The sequence below is a fragment of the Paenibacillus sp. tmac-D7 genome (assembly GCF_006519665.1).
Classification (GTDB): Bacteria; Bacillota; Bacilli; order Paenibacillales; family NBRC-103111; genus Paenibacillus_G; species Paenibacillus_G validus.
On sequence record NZ_VIDW01000008.1, the window covers coordinates 42878 to 59389 of the forward strand.

The 16512-nt window shown below is 53.3% G+C and carries 15 protein-coding genes; 3 read left to right on the forward strand and 12 right to left on the reverse strand.

Annotated features, from left to right (window positions below):
* Positions 1-325 precede the first annotated feature (325 nt).
* Positions 326-1081 (forward strand): IclR family transcriptional regulator, encoded by a 756-nt coding sequence (locus FKP33_RS07935; protein WP_127607492.1) that lies wholly within the window; start codon positions 326-328, stop codon positions 1079-1081.
* Positions 1082-1331: 250 nt separating this feature from the next.
* Positions 1332-2528 carry an MFS transporter gene (locus FKP33_RS07940; protein ID WP_127607494.1) on the forward strand — a complete coding sequence of 399 codons (1197 nt, stop codon included), beginning with the start codon at positions 1332-1334 and terminating at the stop codon, positions 2526-2528.
* A 168-nt stretch (positions 2529-2696) separates the two neighbouring features.
* Here FKP33_RS07940 and FKP33_RS07945 read toward each other — a convergent pair whose 3' ends face one another.
* The 9 genes from FKP33_RS07945 to FKP33_RS07985 form a co-directional block, all read right to left on the reverse strand.
* Positions 2697-3797, reverse strand: coding sequence for a zinc-dependent alcohol dehydrogenase (locus FKP33_RS07945; RefSeq protein WP_141334444.1), 1101 nt, complete (start codon positions 3795-3797; stop codon positions 2697-2699).
* A 91-nt stretch (positions 3798-3888) separates the two neighbouring features.
* Complete coding sequence (locus FKP33_RS07950) at positions 3889-4881, reverse strand: ABC transporter substrate-binding protein (protein ID WP_054795698.1); 993 nt, start codon at positions 4879-4881, stop codon at positions 3889-3891.
* 58 nt (positions 4882-4939) lie between these two features.
* Positions 4940-6190 carry an MFS transporter gene (locus tag FKP33_RS07955; RefSeq protein WP_196426804.1) on the reverse strand — a complete coding sequence of 417 codons (1251 nt, stop codon included), beginning with the start codon at positions 6188-6190 and terminating at the stop codon, positions 4940-4942.
* Positions 6191-6209: 19 nt separating this feature from the next.
* Complete coding sequence (locus FKP33_RS07960; protein WP_127607500.1) at positions 6210-6431, reverse strand: hypothetical protein; 222 nt, start codon at positions 6429-6431, stop codon at positions 6210-6212.
* Positions 6432-6550: 119 nt separating this feature from the next.
* Positions 6551-7237: a class II aldolase/adducin family protein gene (locus FKP33_RS07965; protein ID WP_141334446.1), complete on the reverse strand. Its 687-nt coding sequence runs from the start codon at positions 7235-7237 to the stop codon at positions 6551-6553.
* 81 nt (positions 7238-7318) lie between these two features.
* Entirely contained in the window at positions 7319-8593 is a 1275-nt protein-coding gene (locus tag FKP33_RS07970; protein WP_054795696.1) for a Rieske 2Fe-2S domain-containing protein, read from the reverse strand.
* Positions 8594-8770: 177 nt separating this feature from the next.
* Positions 8771-9847 (reverse strand): ABC transporter substrate-binding protein, encoded by a 1077-nt coding sequence (locus tag FKP33_RS07975; protein WP_141334448.1) that lies wholly within the window; start codon positions 9845-9847, stop codon positions 8771-8773.
* Between the two features lie 24 nt (positions 9848-9871).
* Positions 9872-10678 carry an ABC transporter permease gene (locus FKP33_RS07980; protein WP_054795692.1) on the reverse strand — a complete coding sequence of 269 codons (807 nt, stop codon included), beginning with the start codon at positions 10676-10678 and terminating at the stop codon, positions 9872-9874.
* A gap of 1 nt (position 10679) precedes the next feature.
* Positions 10680-11492, reverse strand: coding sequence for an ABC transporter ATP-binding protein (locus FKP33_RS07985; protein ID WP_230875904.1), 813 nt, complete (start codon positions 11490-11492; stop codon positions 10680-10682).
* A 303-nt stretch (positions 11493-11795) separates the two neighbouring features.
* Here FKP33_RS07985 and FKP33_RS07990 point away from each other — a divergent pair, with 303 nt between their 5' ends.
* Positions 11796-12254: a GlcG/HbpS family heme-binding protein gene (locus tag FKP33_RS07990; RefSeq protein WP_054795691.1), complete on the forward strand. Its 459-nt coding sequence runs from the start codon at positions 11796-11798 to the stop codon at positions 12252-12254.
* 133 nt (positions 12255-12387) lie between these two features.
* Here FKP33_RS07990 and FKP33_RS07995 read toward each other — a convergent pair whose 3' ends face one another.
* From FKP33_RS07995 to FKP33_RS08005, 3 genes are read right to left on the reverse strand one after another with little or no spacing between them, the layout of a single operon-like run.
* Complete coding sequence (locus FKP33_RS07995; protein WP_127607512.1) at positions 12388-14757, reverse strand: amylo-alpha-1,6-glucosidase; 2370 nt, start codon at positions 14755-14757, stop codon at positions 12388-12390.
* 16 nt (positions 14758-14773) lie between these two features.
* The gene (locus tag FKP33_RS08000) at positions 14774-15589 is read right to left on the reverse strand and encodes a carbohydrate ABC transporter permease (protein WP_127607514.1); all 816 of its coding nucleotides are present in this window, start codon (positions 15587-15589) and stop codon (positions 14774-14776) included.
* Between the two features lie 12 nt (positions 15590-15601).
* A complete protein-coding gene (locus tag FKP33_RS08005; RefSeq protein WP_127607516.1) occupies positions 15602-16507 on the reverse strand; it encodes a carbohydrate ABC transporter permease in 906 nt (301 codons plus the stop codon).
* Between the last annotated feature and the right edge of the window lie 5 nt (positions 16508-16512).

The window sequence follows — 16512 nt, forward strand, 5'->3', positions numbered from 1 at the left end:
GCGACGGCAACGGGCAACATCCACCGCAATGACGGCAATCCTTTTACAATTTCCTGTACAAAAGGATGCACACCCACAATATTCATCCCGTTGGACAATACTGTAGTTAACAGGACCCTGTCTTTCCTATCATGATTTCCTTTAGTTAATTATGATAAAGAAGTGCGGGAAGAGAGAAAAATCAGAACGCTGATGGAAAAAGATACTATCAAATTATTCCCTCAATGTGGAATGAAAGTGTTTACACCCCCGTCGTTCGTATGTCATAATAGAAGGTAAAGAGCATACATTTCAGGCGGTAAAATACTTCAAGGTGGTGTTTTCGTTGGCACAGCAAGTACCCCTGTCTTCCGTTTACAATGCGATTCGTATCTTGCGTGAATTTACTCTAGAAGATGAGGAACTTGGCATAACGGAATTAAGTCAACGGTTAGGACTTGCCAAAAGTACAATTTTCCGTTTGGTTAACACACTGTATGGGAATAACCTTGTGGAGAAAAATATGCACACCCACAAATATCATTTGGGGATCGGTGCATTTGAGCTTGGCTTCGCCGCTTATCATCGCAACGAATTGCGGCTCATCGCGTATCCGCTGTTAAACAAGCTGATGTCGACCGTTCGCGAGGCGGTTCACCTGGCTGTTTACGATCATGGGGAAATCGTGTTCTTGAGTAAAATGGTTCCCGACTATCACCAGGGAACGGTATCGAAAATAGGCAAGCGCATACCCAGCTACTGCAGCGCCTCGGGCAAGGTGCTTCTAGCCAACCAATCCGAGCAGGAGATCGACCGGGTCATTCAACAAGGCCTGTACCGGCACACGCCCAAGACGATTACAGACGGCCAGACGCTCACCGAGCATCTGCGCGACGTACTCAAAAACGGATACGCGATCGGCCTCTCGGAATATAACGAAAGCGTATGCTCCATAGCGGTTCCGGTGTACAACGATACCGGGCAAGTGATCGCAGCCATCAGCCTGGCCATGATCAAATCGTATTTGTATCCGGCGCAAATCCAAAATTATGTCAAAGAATTGAAAACGTACAGCCGGCTTATCACGGAGCGGCTAAGTTAAGTTAACGGGATGGTTCCGCCGTCCCGTTTTTTTATTGTTCCCTATCTCGGACGGGGCAGGAACGTCGATATCTGAATTGAGCCCTTATCGCTCCAGAGTGCCCGAACTACGGGATGTTCATTTCCGCATAACAGAACAGCCGGATTGTTTCCCTCTGCCTGATGACGATAAGATAAGAGTACTACTCTTTAGATACCGAGGTGAAGGCCGTGTCTTCTTCCGCTCCCGTTGTTATCCGGCATCACCGGTCATGAACGGCAAATTCCAGTTTTATCTGATGCTGGCGACGTTCTTCTTGTCGAACTTAGCAGTTAGCGGCACAAGGCCGATTGTGTCCATTCATGCCCACAGTCTGGGAGCTTCCACATTTTTTATCGGGCTGCTCGTTTCCGCCTTCGCCGCATTCCCGCTGATTCTGGCTATCCGCATCGGCAAGTGGACCGATCGCTTCGGCACGAAAGCATTGACGCTATGGGGAGGGACAGGCGTCCTTGCGGCGTTGGCGGTACCTTTATGGCAGCCTACCCTCGCCGGATTGCTATTTTCGCAAATTTGCATGGGGCTCTCGAACAACTGTATCGTCACAGCGACGCAAAAGCGCGTCTCCATCGTTGGCGGCAACCGGGATAAGGCCGTTACCGGCATGACCACGACTGCGGCGGCGGCTGACTTTGTCTCCCCCTTGACGGGCGGCTTTCTGTATGAGCACGGAGGCATTCGGATCACCTTCCTCGTCCTGCTGGTCATTCAAATCATGATGCTGGCCTTGGTCCGCATGATGGATTCCGAGCCTCGGAGGGACGCGGCATCCACCCGTACGGAAGAAAAGAAAAACACGTTGATTCTCCTGAAGGATCCCCATATCCGCAAGGGCGTGCTGGTCAGCGGAATTGTCGTCTACTCCAAAGACATCTTCACCGCATACTTCCCCGTGCTTGCCGCCGGTTACGGCTTCTCTCCCAGTCAGACAGGCACCGTGCTCGCCTGCGTAGCCGCCGCTTCCGTTGCGGTACGTCTACTGCAATTCAAGCTGGTGGAATGGGTGGACAGGGATAAACTGATGGCGGCGGCGCTGCTCGCCGGTGCAGCGGCCTTCACAGCGACTTCGATGCTTGAGCATCCGTGGCTGCTTAGCGCGACTGCGGTCTTGCTCGGCGCCGGCCTGGGGCTCGTTCAGCCCTTGAGCTGGGTATATTTGATCCAATATACCCCCAAGGGCAGGGAAGGCGAAGTGCTCGGATTGCGCAGCATGCTGAACCGCTCGTGGCAATTGTCCGGCCCGTTGATGCTCGGTGTCGTCGGCCATACGTTCGGCCTGCTGCCGGTGTTTTGGGTGTGCGGACTGACACTTCTATGCGGGTCCTGGTATTCTCATCCGGTGTCGCTGCTTCCGCTCCGCAGGGCGCCCGGGACCCCGGAACAGGCCGAACCAAACAAAGAGGCATGAGCCCATGCCTCAGGGCGGTTGTTCCTTCGCGTTATGACGATGGTAAATGGATAAAGCCCGCCGCTCCGGACTTGGAGCAGCGGGCTTTATTCGTTTACATCGGTTTGTTATGGCGGGCCGAACGCAGGAGTAACGCCGCCGCCCTTCAAGAAGTTCAGCTTCGGAACGTTACCTGGCTTTACCGGGCGATACCGTGACGAGGAGCGGATTCGGCTCCCCTTCCCCGCCCGCCGTTCTCAGCGCCATGTCTGTCTCCTCTAAAGGATAGTCATGGGAATTCATGATGCTGAGCGGAAATTTCCCCGAAGCGATAAAATCGACGGCCATTTTCACCGATTGGTAGCTGTGGCCTCTCACGCCTATAAGCTTCAGAGTCTTGGTGACGATCATGTCGATGTCGAATTCGGGAACCTTCCTATACTTGTAAGCTCCGAACAAGACCGTACTGCCCCGGCCGGCTATAGCTATGGACGAAGTGATCGGCTCCGTGCCTCCGGATGTGACGTCGATGACGACATCGGCCATTTTACCGCCTGTAATTTCGCGGACGCGGGTTTCCAAATCCTCGGTTTGAATATTAACGATATGATCCGCGCCCAAACGCTTGGATAACTCAAGCCGCTTCATGCTCGTTGTTCGTCCAGTGACGATGACACAATCGGCCCCCGCAGCCTTCGCCGCAAGCGTACAGGCAAGCCCCTGTTGGCCCGGCCCTTGAATGACGACCGTTTTCCCCGGGCCTACGCCGCCTTGCAGCGACATCCACTCGAATCCGTTGGCCAACGGCAGCGTCAACGCCGCCTCCTCCGGAGGAACGTGCGCAGGCATCGGGTGCAGCACCGAGTTCGGGTGCAGGTACATATATTCGCTGAAGCCGCCCCATAGAGAGGGACTCAAGTCTGCCGGGGTGGCGCCGTAACGAATACCCCCCGCCCTCGGGTCCGTCGTTTTGCAGGAACGGTACATGCCTGTGCGGCAAAAGGTACATTGCCCGCATGGAATGTATTCCTCCAGCGCGACCCGGTCCCCTGCCTTCACGCCCCAACGCGCAGCTGCCGTTTCGCCGATCTGTTCAATAAACCCGACGATGTGATGGCCCAGAATACGGGGGGATTGCAATTTTTTGTAGTAGGACACGTCGCTGCCGCATACGCCTACGGTTTCAATGCGGAGCAAGCCGGAATCGTCGGCAAGCGGAGGCAGGCTGAATTCCTGCAGCTCCGTCGTTTGTACGCCCGTAGCGACTGCCGCTAATGATGTTCGTTTCATGAGATCAACCTCATTTCTGCATCTTCATGAGGATCCGGCTGCGGCTCGAAGCCATGCCGATCAAGCCGGCAGCCATCACGCATTCCTTCTTCTAAATGGTATACTGCTCCAGGGCGGATTTCACGAATAGCTCTTCGACCGAAAGCTTGTTCTTGATAAGCCCCTGCTCATAGGAGTAGCTGACGAGCGCTTCCAAAGTGGCGCGATTGTTCTGTAATCCGTAAGGCCAGAAATCCTCGCCCATCAGCTTCTTCGTTTGCTCGATTTCCGATACGAGCCAAGGCAGCGTCACCTTCAAGGCTGCGGTTTGATTGAAGCCCTCGTACACTTTATTTTTCGCCTCGACAAAAGCCTGATACAGGTTTTGCGCGACCCACGGATGCCGCTCCAATATTTCGTCGCGAATCGCTATGACGTGCATGATCGGGAAAATGCCTGTTTTCTGGAAATAGGCCTTCTCCACGGAGACGTAGTCTTCAAACAGTCTGTTCACACGCGGCGATCCGTTCAAGAAACAAGACGGGGCGCGGGGTGCAATGAACGCGTCCAGTTCGCCGTTCTCCAGCATCTGGTTCAGCGTCTGCTCCGGACCGATCGGCTGCAATCTAACGTCGGCCGGCAGCTCCAGCTTGATCTTCTCGACGCGGCCCGGTGTCTCCTGACCGCCGAAGAACCATTCCACCTCGGACGGATGTACGCCGTATTCATGCTGCAGAAATCCCCGGATCCATACACAAGCGGTCAATTGATATTCGGGAATACCGATCCGCATGCCCTTTAAATCCTCCGGGCGGCGAATCCCCGAATCCACGTTCACATAAATGCCCGAATGCCGGAAAAACCGCGACGGGAACACCGGAATCGCTGTAAAATTCGGAAAGCCTCGGTCCCTTGCGATTAAATAGGACGACGCCGACAGCTCGGATACATCGAATTCCTGGTGGCGCATCATACGGAAAAAGGTTTCTTCCACCGGCATTTTGAGAAAGTTCAGTTCAATGCCGTTGGGACGGACGGAACCGTCGATTAACGCCTGGACGCGGTCGTAATCCCAGCAGGCGAAGCTTAAGTTCAGTTTATTCATGTGGAAATCCTCCTTATTGATTTGCGTATAGGTCAGTGTCTTGTAAACGCTCTCGAATCTAGGCGGAGATCGACTCGTTGCCGTCTAGCGATCGTTCCTGCCTGGGCATAAACACAATGAGCAGATTCGCGATGACGATCGTGCCCGCCACGAAATAGAAAGCGGCGAACAAACCGTACTTGTCGGAAATCATGCCGCCAAGCAAAGGGGAGATCGATTGGCCGACCGACTGCATGCCGAACAGGATGCCTACGCTGGTGCCGGCCATATGCTTGGGTGACGATTCCATCAGCCAAGCCTGGATCACGGGACGGACCGCGTACATAAAGAAACCGAGAACCGCGATTAAACCGATGAACAGCGGGGATTTCCCCATAGCCGTCATCAGGATCAGAATGACTGCCGTCATCGCCATGCTGGCCGTCAGTACTTTTTTGCGTCCCCACTTGTCGGACAAATGGCCCGAAATCGGAGCGGCGATAAAGCCTCCCATCTGCAGCAGAAACAAGCCTGCGCCGACCCACAACGGCGGGTAATTCAATTCATGCGCCAAATATAGCGGGAGAAACGTCAGCAGCGCGTTTTGCGTCATCGAGCGAAAGGCCGAGCTGGTTGAAATGAGCGCCAGACTGCGGTTTCGAAACAATCCCTTCAGCCCGCTCACATATTCCTTAAGCGTCTGCCCTTCCTTCTCTTCTCCGGCCGCTTCCTGATTCTTTCTGGAGCCCGACTGCAAATTCCGCAGCAGGATGACAATGAGCAGCGCCATCGTAATGCCGGGAACGATATTGATGACCACGATCTGCCTCCACGTAAACACGGCCAGCAGAGCGCCTATCGCAAGCGGCGCGAGCGCGTCGCCCACATTGGCCGCCATGCCGTGAACCGAAAGCACGAAGCCCCTCCGTTCCGGGTACCGCTGCGCGAGCGTAGGGATCGCGGTCGGGTGCCAAAGGTTGTTGCCGATGCCGACCAGCGTAACGCAAAGAAGCAGCATCCAATACGTGGTCGTAAAATTCATAAACAAGTAGGGAATGCCGACCCAGAAGAGCGACAATGCCATCAGAAGACCTTTCTTGCCGATCGTATCGACCAGCATGCCTCCCGGCACGTTGGCGATCGTGCTTGCCAAATATTGAAACGTAATGATCATGCCGGTTTCGGTATAGCTGAGCCCCAGTTCTTTCCCAATGATGGGGAGCAGTAAATAAAAGGTGGCCGGATACCAATGGGTTAATCCGTGGCCGATTGTGATCAGCCACATCTCTTTCATGGATCTCGGCGACGATGAGTCAACCGCTTCACGCAAGGCCAACCCCTCCCTAATGTCACCAAACTTGAATAATGTCGGAAGCTCCCACCGCATTCCAGAGATTCATCACGCGGAACCCGTCCCGTTCGGCCTGAGGCCACATCGTATCCACCTCGCGCAAGCCAATGACGACTTTCACGCCTTGTTCCCTCAGATGCTTCGCATAATCGGCCCCGTCTTCGCTGTAGCCGAGCACGGCCACCGTTTTGCCCCGTAGTTCTTTTTGAATCGCCATCATGGCTTCTCCTCTCTTCCGATAACTGAAGTTTGTATCAGGATTGTTCTATGCCTTAACATTACCGCATGAGCTGCATATTTAGATACGGGATGTTCCCGTAGACGGAACAAATGAACGATTTACATCCGCAACCTGGCCTGATAATAATCCCAAACTTTGCGGTACAGGCCGGGCCTCGCCAAATTGCGGACACAGTCCTCGATTTCCTGCTCGTTTAACACATAAGGCATGCCCAAAGCTTGAGCCCTGTACTGTCGTTTGGCGTTCTCCTCCAAATAAATGCACAGCGCGAACGTTTCCTCAAGCGTTGAACCGGCGATGACGCTGCCATGGGACTTCAGCAGAACGGCCCGGCTTTCCCCAAGCTCGTTGGCCAAACGACTTCCCAGCTCCGGCGTATTCACGGAATCGATGCAATCAAATACCGGTATTGAACCTAACAGCGCCGCCTGAGGGAACACGGGTCTGATCGGGACCCCGGTCATGCTGAAATAGGTCGACCAATTCGGATGAGCGTGAATAACCGCCTGCACGTCGGGTCTTCGTTTATAAATTTCCAGATGAATGTGCATTTCCATCGGAGGAGCATCATGCCCATCCAGCTGTCTGCCGCCGCTATCGATCGTGACGATGTCCCGGGCCGTCAGAGCGTTCCGCGCACACGGGCCCGAATTGATAAGGATGTGATCGGTGCCGGGAATGCGTACGCTGCCATGTCCGTTGTAATCGATAATCTCGGCTCGTTCAAGCATTCGGATACCTAGCGCCAAATTTTGCTTTAACGTTTCAGAATCGGGTGCTACCATAGTCTCTCCTCCAGTATGCGAAATGAAAGGCGCCGAACCTCAAGCGCGCTGAGATTCGGCGTGAAACGGACGAGTTACGGTTTAAAACTTGGCTGTCATATCCTCAAGCAGCCCTTCCTTCCAATCCACGCCTTTAGGCAAAAACTTGTCGCAGCCTCTGACCATGTTGTACGTGCTTGGATCTACGCCACGCGGTACTTTGCCCGCCTCGATGTCTTTCATCGCCTCGAGCAGCAGCTGGCGCGCCACGATGATCGCGGTGTCGGCGGTGCCCAGCTTTTCCCTGGTGCGGTCGCAGAACGGCAGCTCCATCGTTTCCTGCAGGGCGTAGTCCTGGGTGTTGATTCCGGCGATGCCGGTGAACGTTTTGGTTCTTTGCACCTCGCGGTCAATGAGGAAATCGTTGGAAGGATTGCGTACCAATTTGTAGCCCGGCAGCATATCTGCTTTGCCGCGCCCGAAATCCGTTTCATGCTTCTCCACAAATTCGGGAGTAAACGGAATGTTAACGTCCGACGAATAAATAAAGTTGTACACCCATACGTTGGAGTCGTCGATCGGCACCCAAATATGTCCCGCGATGGACGGGAATTTCTCCATTTGGCCGTCGGTCCAGCGCACCATGGCCCCCCTCATCTGCTGTGCGGGCATAATGAACTGGTAAGCCCTTACATAGTTTCCGTCCTCTTTCAAATCGCGGATGCCGGCATATTTAAAGCCGTAGTCGGTTTTGACCACTTCAAGCTTCGGCGCGGTAGCTCTGGACCGGAGCGCGTTCTTATCGGCAATGTTATTGTTGTGGGCGAACGAGGAGTGGGACGTATCGATGCCTCCCTCAAGCGCCTGAAGCCAGTTACAAGCTTCGAATGTTTTCGAGACGTTGCGGAAATTTTCCGGCGCCCGCATCCATTCGTAATCCGGGTAACCCGGCTGCAGCTCCTTCGGTCCCATGTAGGTCCAAACAATGCCGGCCTTCTCATAGGTAGGATAAGACTTCAATTTGACGCTATGTTTAAAATCACTAGTCGGCGGCTCGTTCGGCGTATCCGTGCATTGACCGTTCGTATCGAACTTCCAGCCGTGGTATACGCAGCGAAGCCCGCATTCCTCATTGCGTCCCCAGAACAGATGCGCCCGGCGGTGAGGACAGTAGGCATCGAGCAGCCCGATCGTACCGTTCGTATCGCGGAATGCGACCAAATCCTCGCCCAACAACCGGACGCGAACCGGCGGACAATCCGGGCCCGGCAGCTCTTCGCTTAAGACGGCAGGAATCCAATAACGCCGGAACAGCTCGTTCATCGGCGTCCCCGGACTCACCCGGCACAGCTTCTCGTTATCTTCTCTTTTTAACATGCCCATCTCTCCCTTGAGTTCATAGATGAGGTTACCCGTTAACTTAAGTATAAATGCTGGCTTTTCCGCCTAAAATCTTGAGTTCTTCTATGATGAACAAGCGCCAAAAAAGTTTGCGTTTTCACATGCCGCTCCCACTAAAAAAAGGCGTCCGTTCAGCACGGACGCCCTTCGCCATTATTTGGCATAAAACCGTTCATCCACTACTTTATCGAGGCTCACATCTTTGGAAAGCGCCCCGGTTGCCTTGACGGTATCGATCGCCCATTTCATGCCTTCGATGTTCATCTTGCCCTTGTCCGCGAGGCCCGGCAGCACGAAATCGAGCGATTTCTCCGCTTCGGCCTTGCTCATGCCCAGCTCCGCCATGGCGATCGCCAGCACCTCTTCGCGGTTGGCGCTATCCTTGATATACTTGACGGCCTCGGCCTGACCCGCCATGAAAGCGTAGACGACTTCCGGTTTGTCTTTAATCAGGTCTCCGTTTGCTGCCAGCATGTTGTGATTATAGGTGGTCAGTTCATCCCGCATTAAGGACAATCGGACAAAGCCTAATTCATCGGCCTTCAAATCGGTCGGCTGGCTCAGAATGGTTACAGACGCTTGCCCGGTTTGCAGCGCTTGCAAACGGCCCGCATTTTCACCGGAGTTAATGAGGCGTACGTCCTTATTCGGCTCGAGCCCGTTTTTCTTCAGCCAATACTGGAGTTGAATGTCGGTTCCGTTACCCGGCACGTTGCTGGCCGCCGACTTCCCTTTCAAATCCTCAGGCTTTTTGATGTCTTTAGCCACAAAAATCGAATACATCGACTTGTCGTCCAGCGTGCCGATCAGCTTGACGTTCGCGCCTTCCGCCACTCCGGTAATGATCGACTCCGGCAGCGAAGAGATGATCGGATATTCCCCGGTTTGAAGCCCCCTTAGCGCGAGTACGCCGCCCTTCACATATTCGAGGTTGATCTCCAAATTGTTTTTCTTATAGAATTCTTTCTTCTGAGCCACGTAAATCGGGAGGTAGCTCATGTTCTTCGAAGGCAGCGCCATCTTGATCGTGGTCAGCTGATCCGGCTTCATCTTCACAGCCGCAGGAGCGCCTTGGCCACCGGCATTCCCTTCAGCCGCCGGCACATTGGCCGCCTTACCCCCGCATCCGACAACGGCCAGTAACAGTAAAGTACAGGCAATAAGCTTCAGCGAGTGCTTCGCTGCCCCTTTTAATGAACTTTTCAAATCATTTGGTGTCAGGCTCTTCATTTCTTTCGTTCCCCCTATAATATATTAATGGTTTCGCCATGGGGCGATCCATCGTTCTACATATTTCAACAGCTGCGTCAATAAAACGGACAAGACCATCAATACGCCGACATACCCTAAATATTCGGAAGTCCGGAACAGCTCGGAGGCATGCCGGATGGCGTAGCCGATGCCTTTGTTGGCGGCAAGCATTTCCGCCACAACGACCGCGATCAAGGCGCGACCGATAGCCAGACGAATACCGGTGACGATATAAGATAAGGTCGAAGGAAATATGACCTCGCGAAACATTTGGTACGAGTTGGCCCCATAGGAGCGTGCGGCCTTGATCAGCGACGGATCCGTCGTTTTCACCCCGGCCATCGTATTGATCAGGATCGGGAAGATCGCCATCGTAAACACCATCATAATTTTCGAAAGCGTCTCCAATCCGAACCATAAAACAAACAGCGGCGTCAGCGCCACAACGGGCGTCGTGTAAAGCGCGGTGATGATCGGATCGAATGCATACTCGATTTTACGCCAGTAGCCGAGGATCAACCCGATGGGAATACCGATGAGCGCCATCCCAAATCCGATGCCAACCTCGACGGCGCTGATTGCCAAATGCCCGAACACCGAGCCGTTAGCGATGAACGCCCATGTTTGCTCCAAAATTTTGCTCGGCCAGCTGAACATGAAGGGATCGATGCCTCCCAGCTGCCCGACGATCTCCCAGATCACGAAGATGATGCCAATCGTGACGACCGGATAGGTGACGGACGGGGGCAGCTTTGCCCTTTTCCGAGGGGCAGAGGTCAGGGATGGTTGAATGGTTGCTGTTTTTGCCATGTTATGCTTCTCCTTTCTGGTACTGACGGGTAACTTCGCCTTTGAGATGATTCCATATGATCGATTTATATTCCTGGTACTCCGGCAGAAGCTTCGTTTCGAGCGTCCTTGGGTACGGAATGTCGATGGTCAGGTCATCGATGATCCGACCCGGCCGCACCGACATCAGAAACACGCGGTTGGATAAGAATACGGCCTCGTCAATCGAGTGGGTGATGAAAATAACCGTTTTCTTCTCATGCTGCAGCATCTTGAGCACTTCTTCCTGCATGATCTCCCGGGTTTGCTCGTCGATGGCGGAGAACGGCTCATCCATCAGCAAAATTTTCGGTTCCACCGCGAACGCCCTGGCGATGCCCACCCTCTGCTTCATGCCCCCGGACAGCTGGTGCGGATATTTATGCTCGAAGCCGTCGAGTCCGACCATGCGAATATAGTGCATCACGTGATCTTTCACGTCTTTATTGTTTTTTCCGGCTAAACGCAAGCCGAAGGCCACATTCTGAAATACCGTATGCCAGGGCATCAGCGCGAAATCCTGAAACACCATCGCCTTCTCTCCGCCCGGACTTTCAATCGGCCGACCGTTAATGGATACGCTTCCGGAAACAGGACGAATCAAGCCGTCCAACGTATGCAGCAGGGTCGATTTTCCGCACCCGCTCGGGCCGATGATCGAAATGAATTCCCCTTCCCGGATTGTACCCGACACATCTTTCAGCGCATGAACCTGATTCGGCTGTCCTTGATTATAAATCACATTTATTTCGTTAAAACTCATCAACGGCACTGTGGTGGCGGTCGTCATTGTCATGGATCATTCCCCTTCGTCGATATGGTTAGCCATTTCTTTGAAAACATGAAAGCGTCATCATTAGTATAAACCATGGAGGCGACTTTATTATGCTTTCATCATTAAAAATACTATTTTTGTGCCGGGTAACAAAACTGGCCGTTCTTCTATGCGGCACATGCAAAAAAAATATAATTTGGATCTCGGTACGATTACAAATTGCGAGACACCTAAAGCCGCCGGTCGCCCATATAATACAGGGAATCCGAAATGCGTATCAGAACCATTTGCAGGGCGAACAAGGTTTAAAGGAGCGATAAACAAATGAAAAGCATGACGCTCGAGACTGCGAAACATGTGATAAAAGCTGCGGAACAGAAAGCAAAAGAGCTTCGAATTTCGCAAGTGATCGCGATCGTCGATGAAGGCGGCAATTTCACCGCTTGTCACCGGATGGACGATGCCTGGCTGGCCAGTATCGACATCGCGCAAAATAAGGCATGGACCGCCGTTGCGCTGCGAATGCCTACTTCACATCTGGCCCATTTGGCAGCCCCTCATGCGGAACTGTACGGGATCAATACGACTAATCATGGCCGGGTGGTTGTGTTCGGAGGTGGAATTCCGCTTGTAAGAGAAGGAAGGATCGTCGGCGCCGTCGGTGTCAGCGGCAGTACGGTCGCTAATGATGTGGAGGTTGCCAAAGCGGCTGTTCATGCCTTTGAGTCGTATGCATCGCACATGCCTCAAGCACGCAGACTTGACTGGGCCTGGATTCCGTAAGAGTCAGGCTGGAGAGAAGCCATAAAGACGAATGACATTCCGCCTATTGCGTACAAACAGGTAAAAGCCGCTTGAAAATTCAAGTCGGCTTTACCTTTACCCCGTCTGTCTGCGTGAGCAAAACCGTTCGGGATCAGCGATTCGATTCAGATTGAATGAAACGGGATATTTCACGATGATAGCGCATCAAGCACCAGACGTACATACCTACGGACCAAGCCTGCAGAAAGCAACCGTTAAGCGGCTCCGGCCTGTTCGCGCGATACAGCTCGGCAGCCATGCCCATTTCATCCAGAATCCGCGATGCGATCATCCGCAGGAAGGCGACGCCTTGCTCCGGGCGTCCCGCGTTAAATTCGGCCAAGGCTACCCAGCCGGTCGTCAAATTCCAGACAGCGCCTTCCTGATAGCTGGACGGATCGTACCCGTTTCCTTCATCAGCCGCACTTCTTGTCCGGACGCCGAACGGCGTCGTCACCTCCGCCGCTTCGAGCTTCTCCAATGACGCCTTCACCCGATCGGGATCGGCTAACGTGGAGAACATCAAGTTGACGGCATAATTGGGGCGCAGCGTAGGGTCGGGCGTGCCGTCTTCCAACAGCCGGTCGTAGTAATACGCTCCGTCTTCGTACCAGAACGCATCCTCGTACTGCTGCTCCACCTGATCCGCCAGGGTGCGCCACTTGAGGGCAAACTCCGTCTCCCCGATCAAATGGGCGACGTCCGAAGCGGAACGGAGCGCATGCCAATACAAACCTTGCACATCGTTGCCGCTCTTTCTCCGGTCGATATGGTCCATCCATTGCGTATCCGGAATCGTGAACGCTTGCGAGGTGGATACGTCGCCGACGATGCCATGCTCCAGAAATCCGTCCCCGTCACGGTCGCAGCGCAGAGCCCAGTTCACCGATTCAAGCAAGCTTGGAAAATAAGCGCGCGCAAATTCTGTATCCTTCGCGGCTTGAACATATTCGCGGAATAATATCGCCTGCAGCAGGACGCCTTCCGCCGAGCCTCCCCAGGAGGTTTGATGCATGAAGCCCGGTCCGCTGATCACGGTAGGCATATCCCCTGCCATCGCGCCGGGGCGATCCTCTTTCAGCTGCAGGGAGATGAAGTTTAATAAAACCTCTTTAACAAACTCGACATCCCCGATAGCCAAATAAGCGAACGCCGTCCACGCCGAATCCCTGCTCCAGTAGTTCGGGAAACGGGGAAAGCCCGCACAAATGCCGATCCCGATTTCCGGATGATTGAATTTCAACAGCTTCAGGGCAAGCTTGGCAAAATCAAAGGCCCTGTCCAGCTCATCGTCTCCCGTATAAGCCGCGGCGGTTTCCTGCAGGTAATCCCGATAAGACCCGGCCGTCTGAACGAACAGCTCTCCGGCCTGAGTTAAGCATCGCGTTGCGGTTTCTACGGCTGCCGCTTCATGCTCCGGGTCGCCGGTCAGCACAACCGTTACCGTCAGCGACGAATGGGGCGCGATTTCGCATGGAATCCGGAGCTGAACGCGAGGGTCCGCGCCTTGATATTCGCTGCCGAACGATGCTGTGCAGCCGGCATCGCAGGCAATAACGGCAACATACGGCAGCTGCGGGTTTTCCATGATTAATTTTCCTTCGGTTTGACGAAACTTAAACTGTTTCGCCTTCACGCCGAGCAGTCCGTACGGCACCAGCATCGCTTCCACATCGGCGATGAGCTCGAACGTCTCGGTCCCGTCCCCGTGGTTCGTTAAAGTGAACCGGGTAAGCACCGCCGCGTCCGCGGGCGACATGAACACCTTGCGGTCCACAGTCAACCGGTCGAATCGGCTGAACGCCTCGAGTCTGCCGGGCAGATGGTTCGCGCGCTCCGTGAAGCGGACCAACGGATAAGCTTCCTGCCCCTCCCCTTTACGCAGCTGCCACTTCAAATGACGGATGTACCTCGCCGGAGGACTGTACAAGCCGCCGTTATCCGTGACGAGTCCCCACCAGTTCCAATCGGCCGACAGATCGCCTGCCCAGTTCAAGACCGTAAACGAAGTATCGTTGGATAACGCGAGCGGACGGTCAAACGGACCCGTTTTGGTCAGACAAGGCTCTTGGATATCCGCGACTTGATCCTTAATCGTAAACCGGGAATAAATTTTCCCGAACGCGTACTGCTCGGTCACGATAACGAGCGTATGCTCGCCCGGCGTCAGACCGCCGGGATACAGCACCGACCACTCCGTAGCCGCCCCGACCTCGAACGTGAACGGCTCCGCTTCGGATATCGTTCCCGCATTGCGGCCGTGCTGATCTTGCATAATCCAGACTTTGTCCGGACTCATTTCGTTCCCGTCCAGCAGCAGCTTGAAGTCGATAGCCATGCCGCCAAGGGCGAGCGGAGGATTGTCCAGATTAAATCTGAATCCGATACACACCCCGCCCGAATAATCGTTGCGCAAGCTCCCTTTGACATACGTCATTTCGTAAAAGATGTCTCCGAGCTGCTTGGCTTGAATTTTACGCATTGGAATTCTCCCTTCATTAGCCTTTCACGGCTCCGGCCATCAGGCCTTTGACAAATTGCTTCTGTACGCTGAGGAATAAAATCAGCACCGGAATCAGCGAAAGTACGTTCGCGGCCAAAATCCGTGACCATGGAATCGCGATGCTCTCCTGCGCCAATAGGGCGAGCCGCAGCGGAATCGTGAATTTGTCTTCGGATTGAAGCAGCACGAGAGGCATTGTAAAGGAATTCCAGTTATGCACAAACTCGACAATGATCAAAGTAATGATCGCCGGTTTAATAAGAGGAAGCACGATCTGATAAAACAGGCGGAACTCCCCGCTGCCGTCGATTCTCGCGGCTTCCAGCATTTCCGTAGGCACATCGTCAATGTACTGCTTCGTGAAAAAGATCCCGAACACCGTTACGCTGAAAGGCACGATCAAGCTGATCAGACTGTCGTATATCCCCATCTTCGTAATGATGAAATAGAGCGGCAGCAGCAGCACCGTCGGTGGAACGGTCATGGTGGCGATCAAGGCGATGAACAGCACATTTTTGCCGAAAAATTGCTTCTTGGCAAAAGCGTAGCCGGCCATACTGGTAAATATCACGATGAGTGCGGTCGTGGAAATGGTCACGATCATCGAGTTCATGAACGTCGTGCCGAATTTCAGCGCTTCCCAGATTTCAGGGTAATTGCTCCATTCGAGATGTTCCGGCCAAAATGTCGGAGGAAACCGCGTAATTTCCGAGTCGCTTTTCAAACTGGACACGAACAACCAGTAAAGCGGCAGAAAAAAGATCAGGCCTAAAGCCCAAAGCACGATCGAAGACAGCCAATTTTTTTTCATCGTTTCCCCCTCCTATCCTAACCGTTTGTCGACTATTTTTTTCTGAACGATCGTGATGATGAGCACCAGGAAGAACAAAATATAGGACATCGCTGCGGAAGATCCGATCCTGTAATATTTGAACGCCTCATTATAAATGAGGAACGGTACAGTCGTCGTCGAATCGGCAGGTCCTCCGCCGGTCATGATGTAGATTTCCTGAAACACATTGAGCGAATCGATCAGCAACAGGATGAACACGACTAACGAGATGCGGCCGAGAAGAGGCCATGTGATTAAACGCAGCCGTTGAAAAGGCGTGACCCCGTCAACATCGGCCGCTTCATACAAATCTTTCGGAATATTTTGCAGACCGGCCAAATAAATCAGCATGAAATAGCCGATTTTTTTCCAGCAGGTCATGATGGCAATGACCGGCATGGCCCAAACCGTGCTGGCCAGCCAATTCGGACCCGAGATGCCGAACAAGTTCAACAGCGCATTGATTAAACCGCGGTCCCCGTTAAAGAGAAACATGAAAATCAAGCTGGCGCTGACTACCGATAAAATATAAGGAATAAAGAAAACGGTGCGGACCAGATTGACCCCTTTTAATTTCTGGTTAAGAAGAAGTGCCAGGCACGCCGAGGCGAACATCGTAACCGGAATGAAAATAATGCTGAAATAAACGGTATTTACAAGCGCTTTAATAAACAGCTCATTCTGCAAAACCCTTGCATACTGATCGAATCCGACAAAGGCGCCGGGAATTTCGAAAAGCCCTGAATTTTTCAGCGTAATGGGCTTAATATCCTTAAAGCTGGCGATAAAGGACCAGATGATCGGATAGATCAAAAAAAGTCCGAGAATGATGACCGAAGGCAAAATAAACACATAGCTGGTCCAGTCTCCGATCCTGCTGCGGATTCTTTTTTTCATGTTTT

Bases quoted from the DNA above. Each gene is read 5' to 3' on its own strand.
- FKP33_RS07940 (WP_127607494.1), top strand. From the start codon at position 1,332: ATGAACGGCAAATTCCAGTTTTATCTGATGCTGGCGACGTTCTTCTTG.
- FKP33_RS07945 (WP_141334444.1), bottom strand. From the start codon at position 3,797: ATGAAACGAACATCATTAGCGGCAGTCGCTACGGGCGTACAAACGACG.
- FKP33_RS07950 (WP_054795698.1), bottom strand. From the start codon at position 4,881: ATGAATAAACTGAACTTAAGCTTCGCCTGCTGGGATTACGACCGCGTC.
- FKP33_RS07960 (WP_127607500.1), bottom strand. From the start codon at position 6,431: ATGATGGCGATTCAAAAAGAACTACGGGGCAAAACGGTGGCCGTGCTC.
- FKP33_RS07965 (WP_141334446.1), bottom strand. From the start codon at position 7,237: ATGGTAGCACCCGATTCTGAAACGTTAAAGCAAAATTTGGCGCTAGGT.
- FKP33_RS07970 (WP_054795696.1), bottom strand. From the start codon at position 8,593: ATGTTAAAAAGAGAAGATAACGAGAAGCTGTGCCGGGTGAGTCCGGGG.
- FKP33_RS07975 (WP_141334448.1), bottom strand. From the start codon at position 9,847: ATGAAGAGCCTGACACCAAATGATTTGAAAAGTTCATTAAAAGGGGCA.
- FKP33_RS07980 (WP_054795692.1), bottom strand. From the start codon at position 10,678: ATGGCAAAAACAGCAACCATTCAACCATCCCTGACCTCTGCCCCTCGG.
- FKP33_RS07985 (WP_230875904.1), bottom strand. From the start codon at position 11,492: ATGACAATGACGACCGCCACCACAGTGCCGTTGATGAGTTTTAACGAA.
- FKP33_RS07990 (WP_054795691.1), top strand. From the start codon at position 11,796: ATGAAAAGCATGACGCTCGAGACTGCGAAACATGTGATAAAAGCTGCG.
- FKP33_RS07995 (WP_127607512.1), bottom strand. From the start codon at position 14,757: ATGCGTAAAATTCAAGCCAAGCAGCTCGGAGACATCTTTTACGAAATG.
- FKP33_RS08000 (WP_127607514.1), bottom strand. From the start codon at position 15,589: ATGAAAAAAAATTGGCTGTCTTCGATCGTGCTTTGGGCTTTAGGCCTG.
- FKP33_RS08005 (WP_127607516.1), bottom strand. From the start codon at position 16,507: ATGAAAAAAAGAATCCGCAGCAGGATCGGAGACTGGACCAGCTATGTG.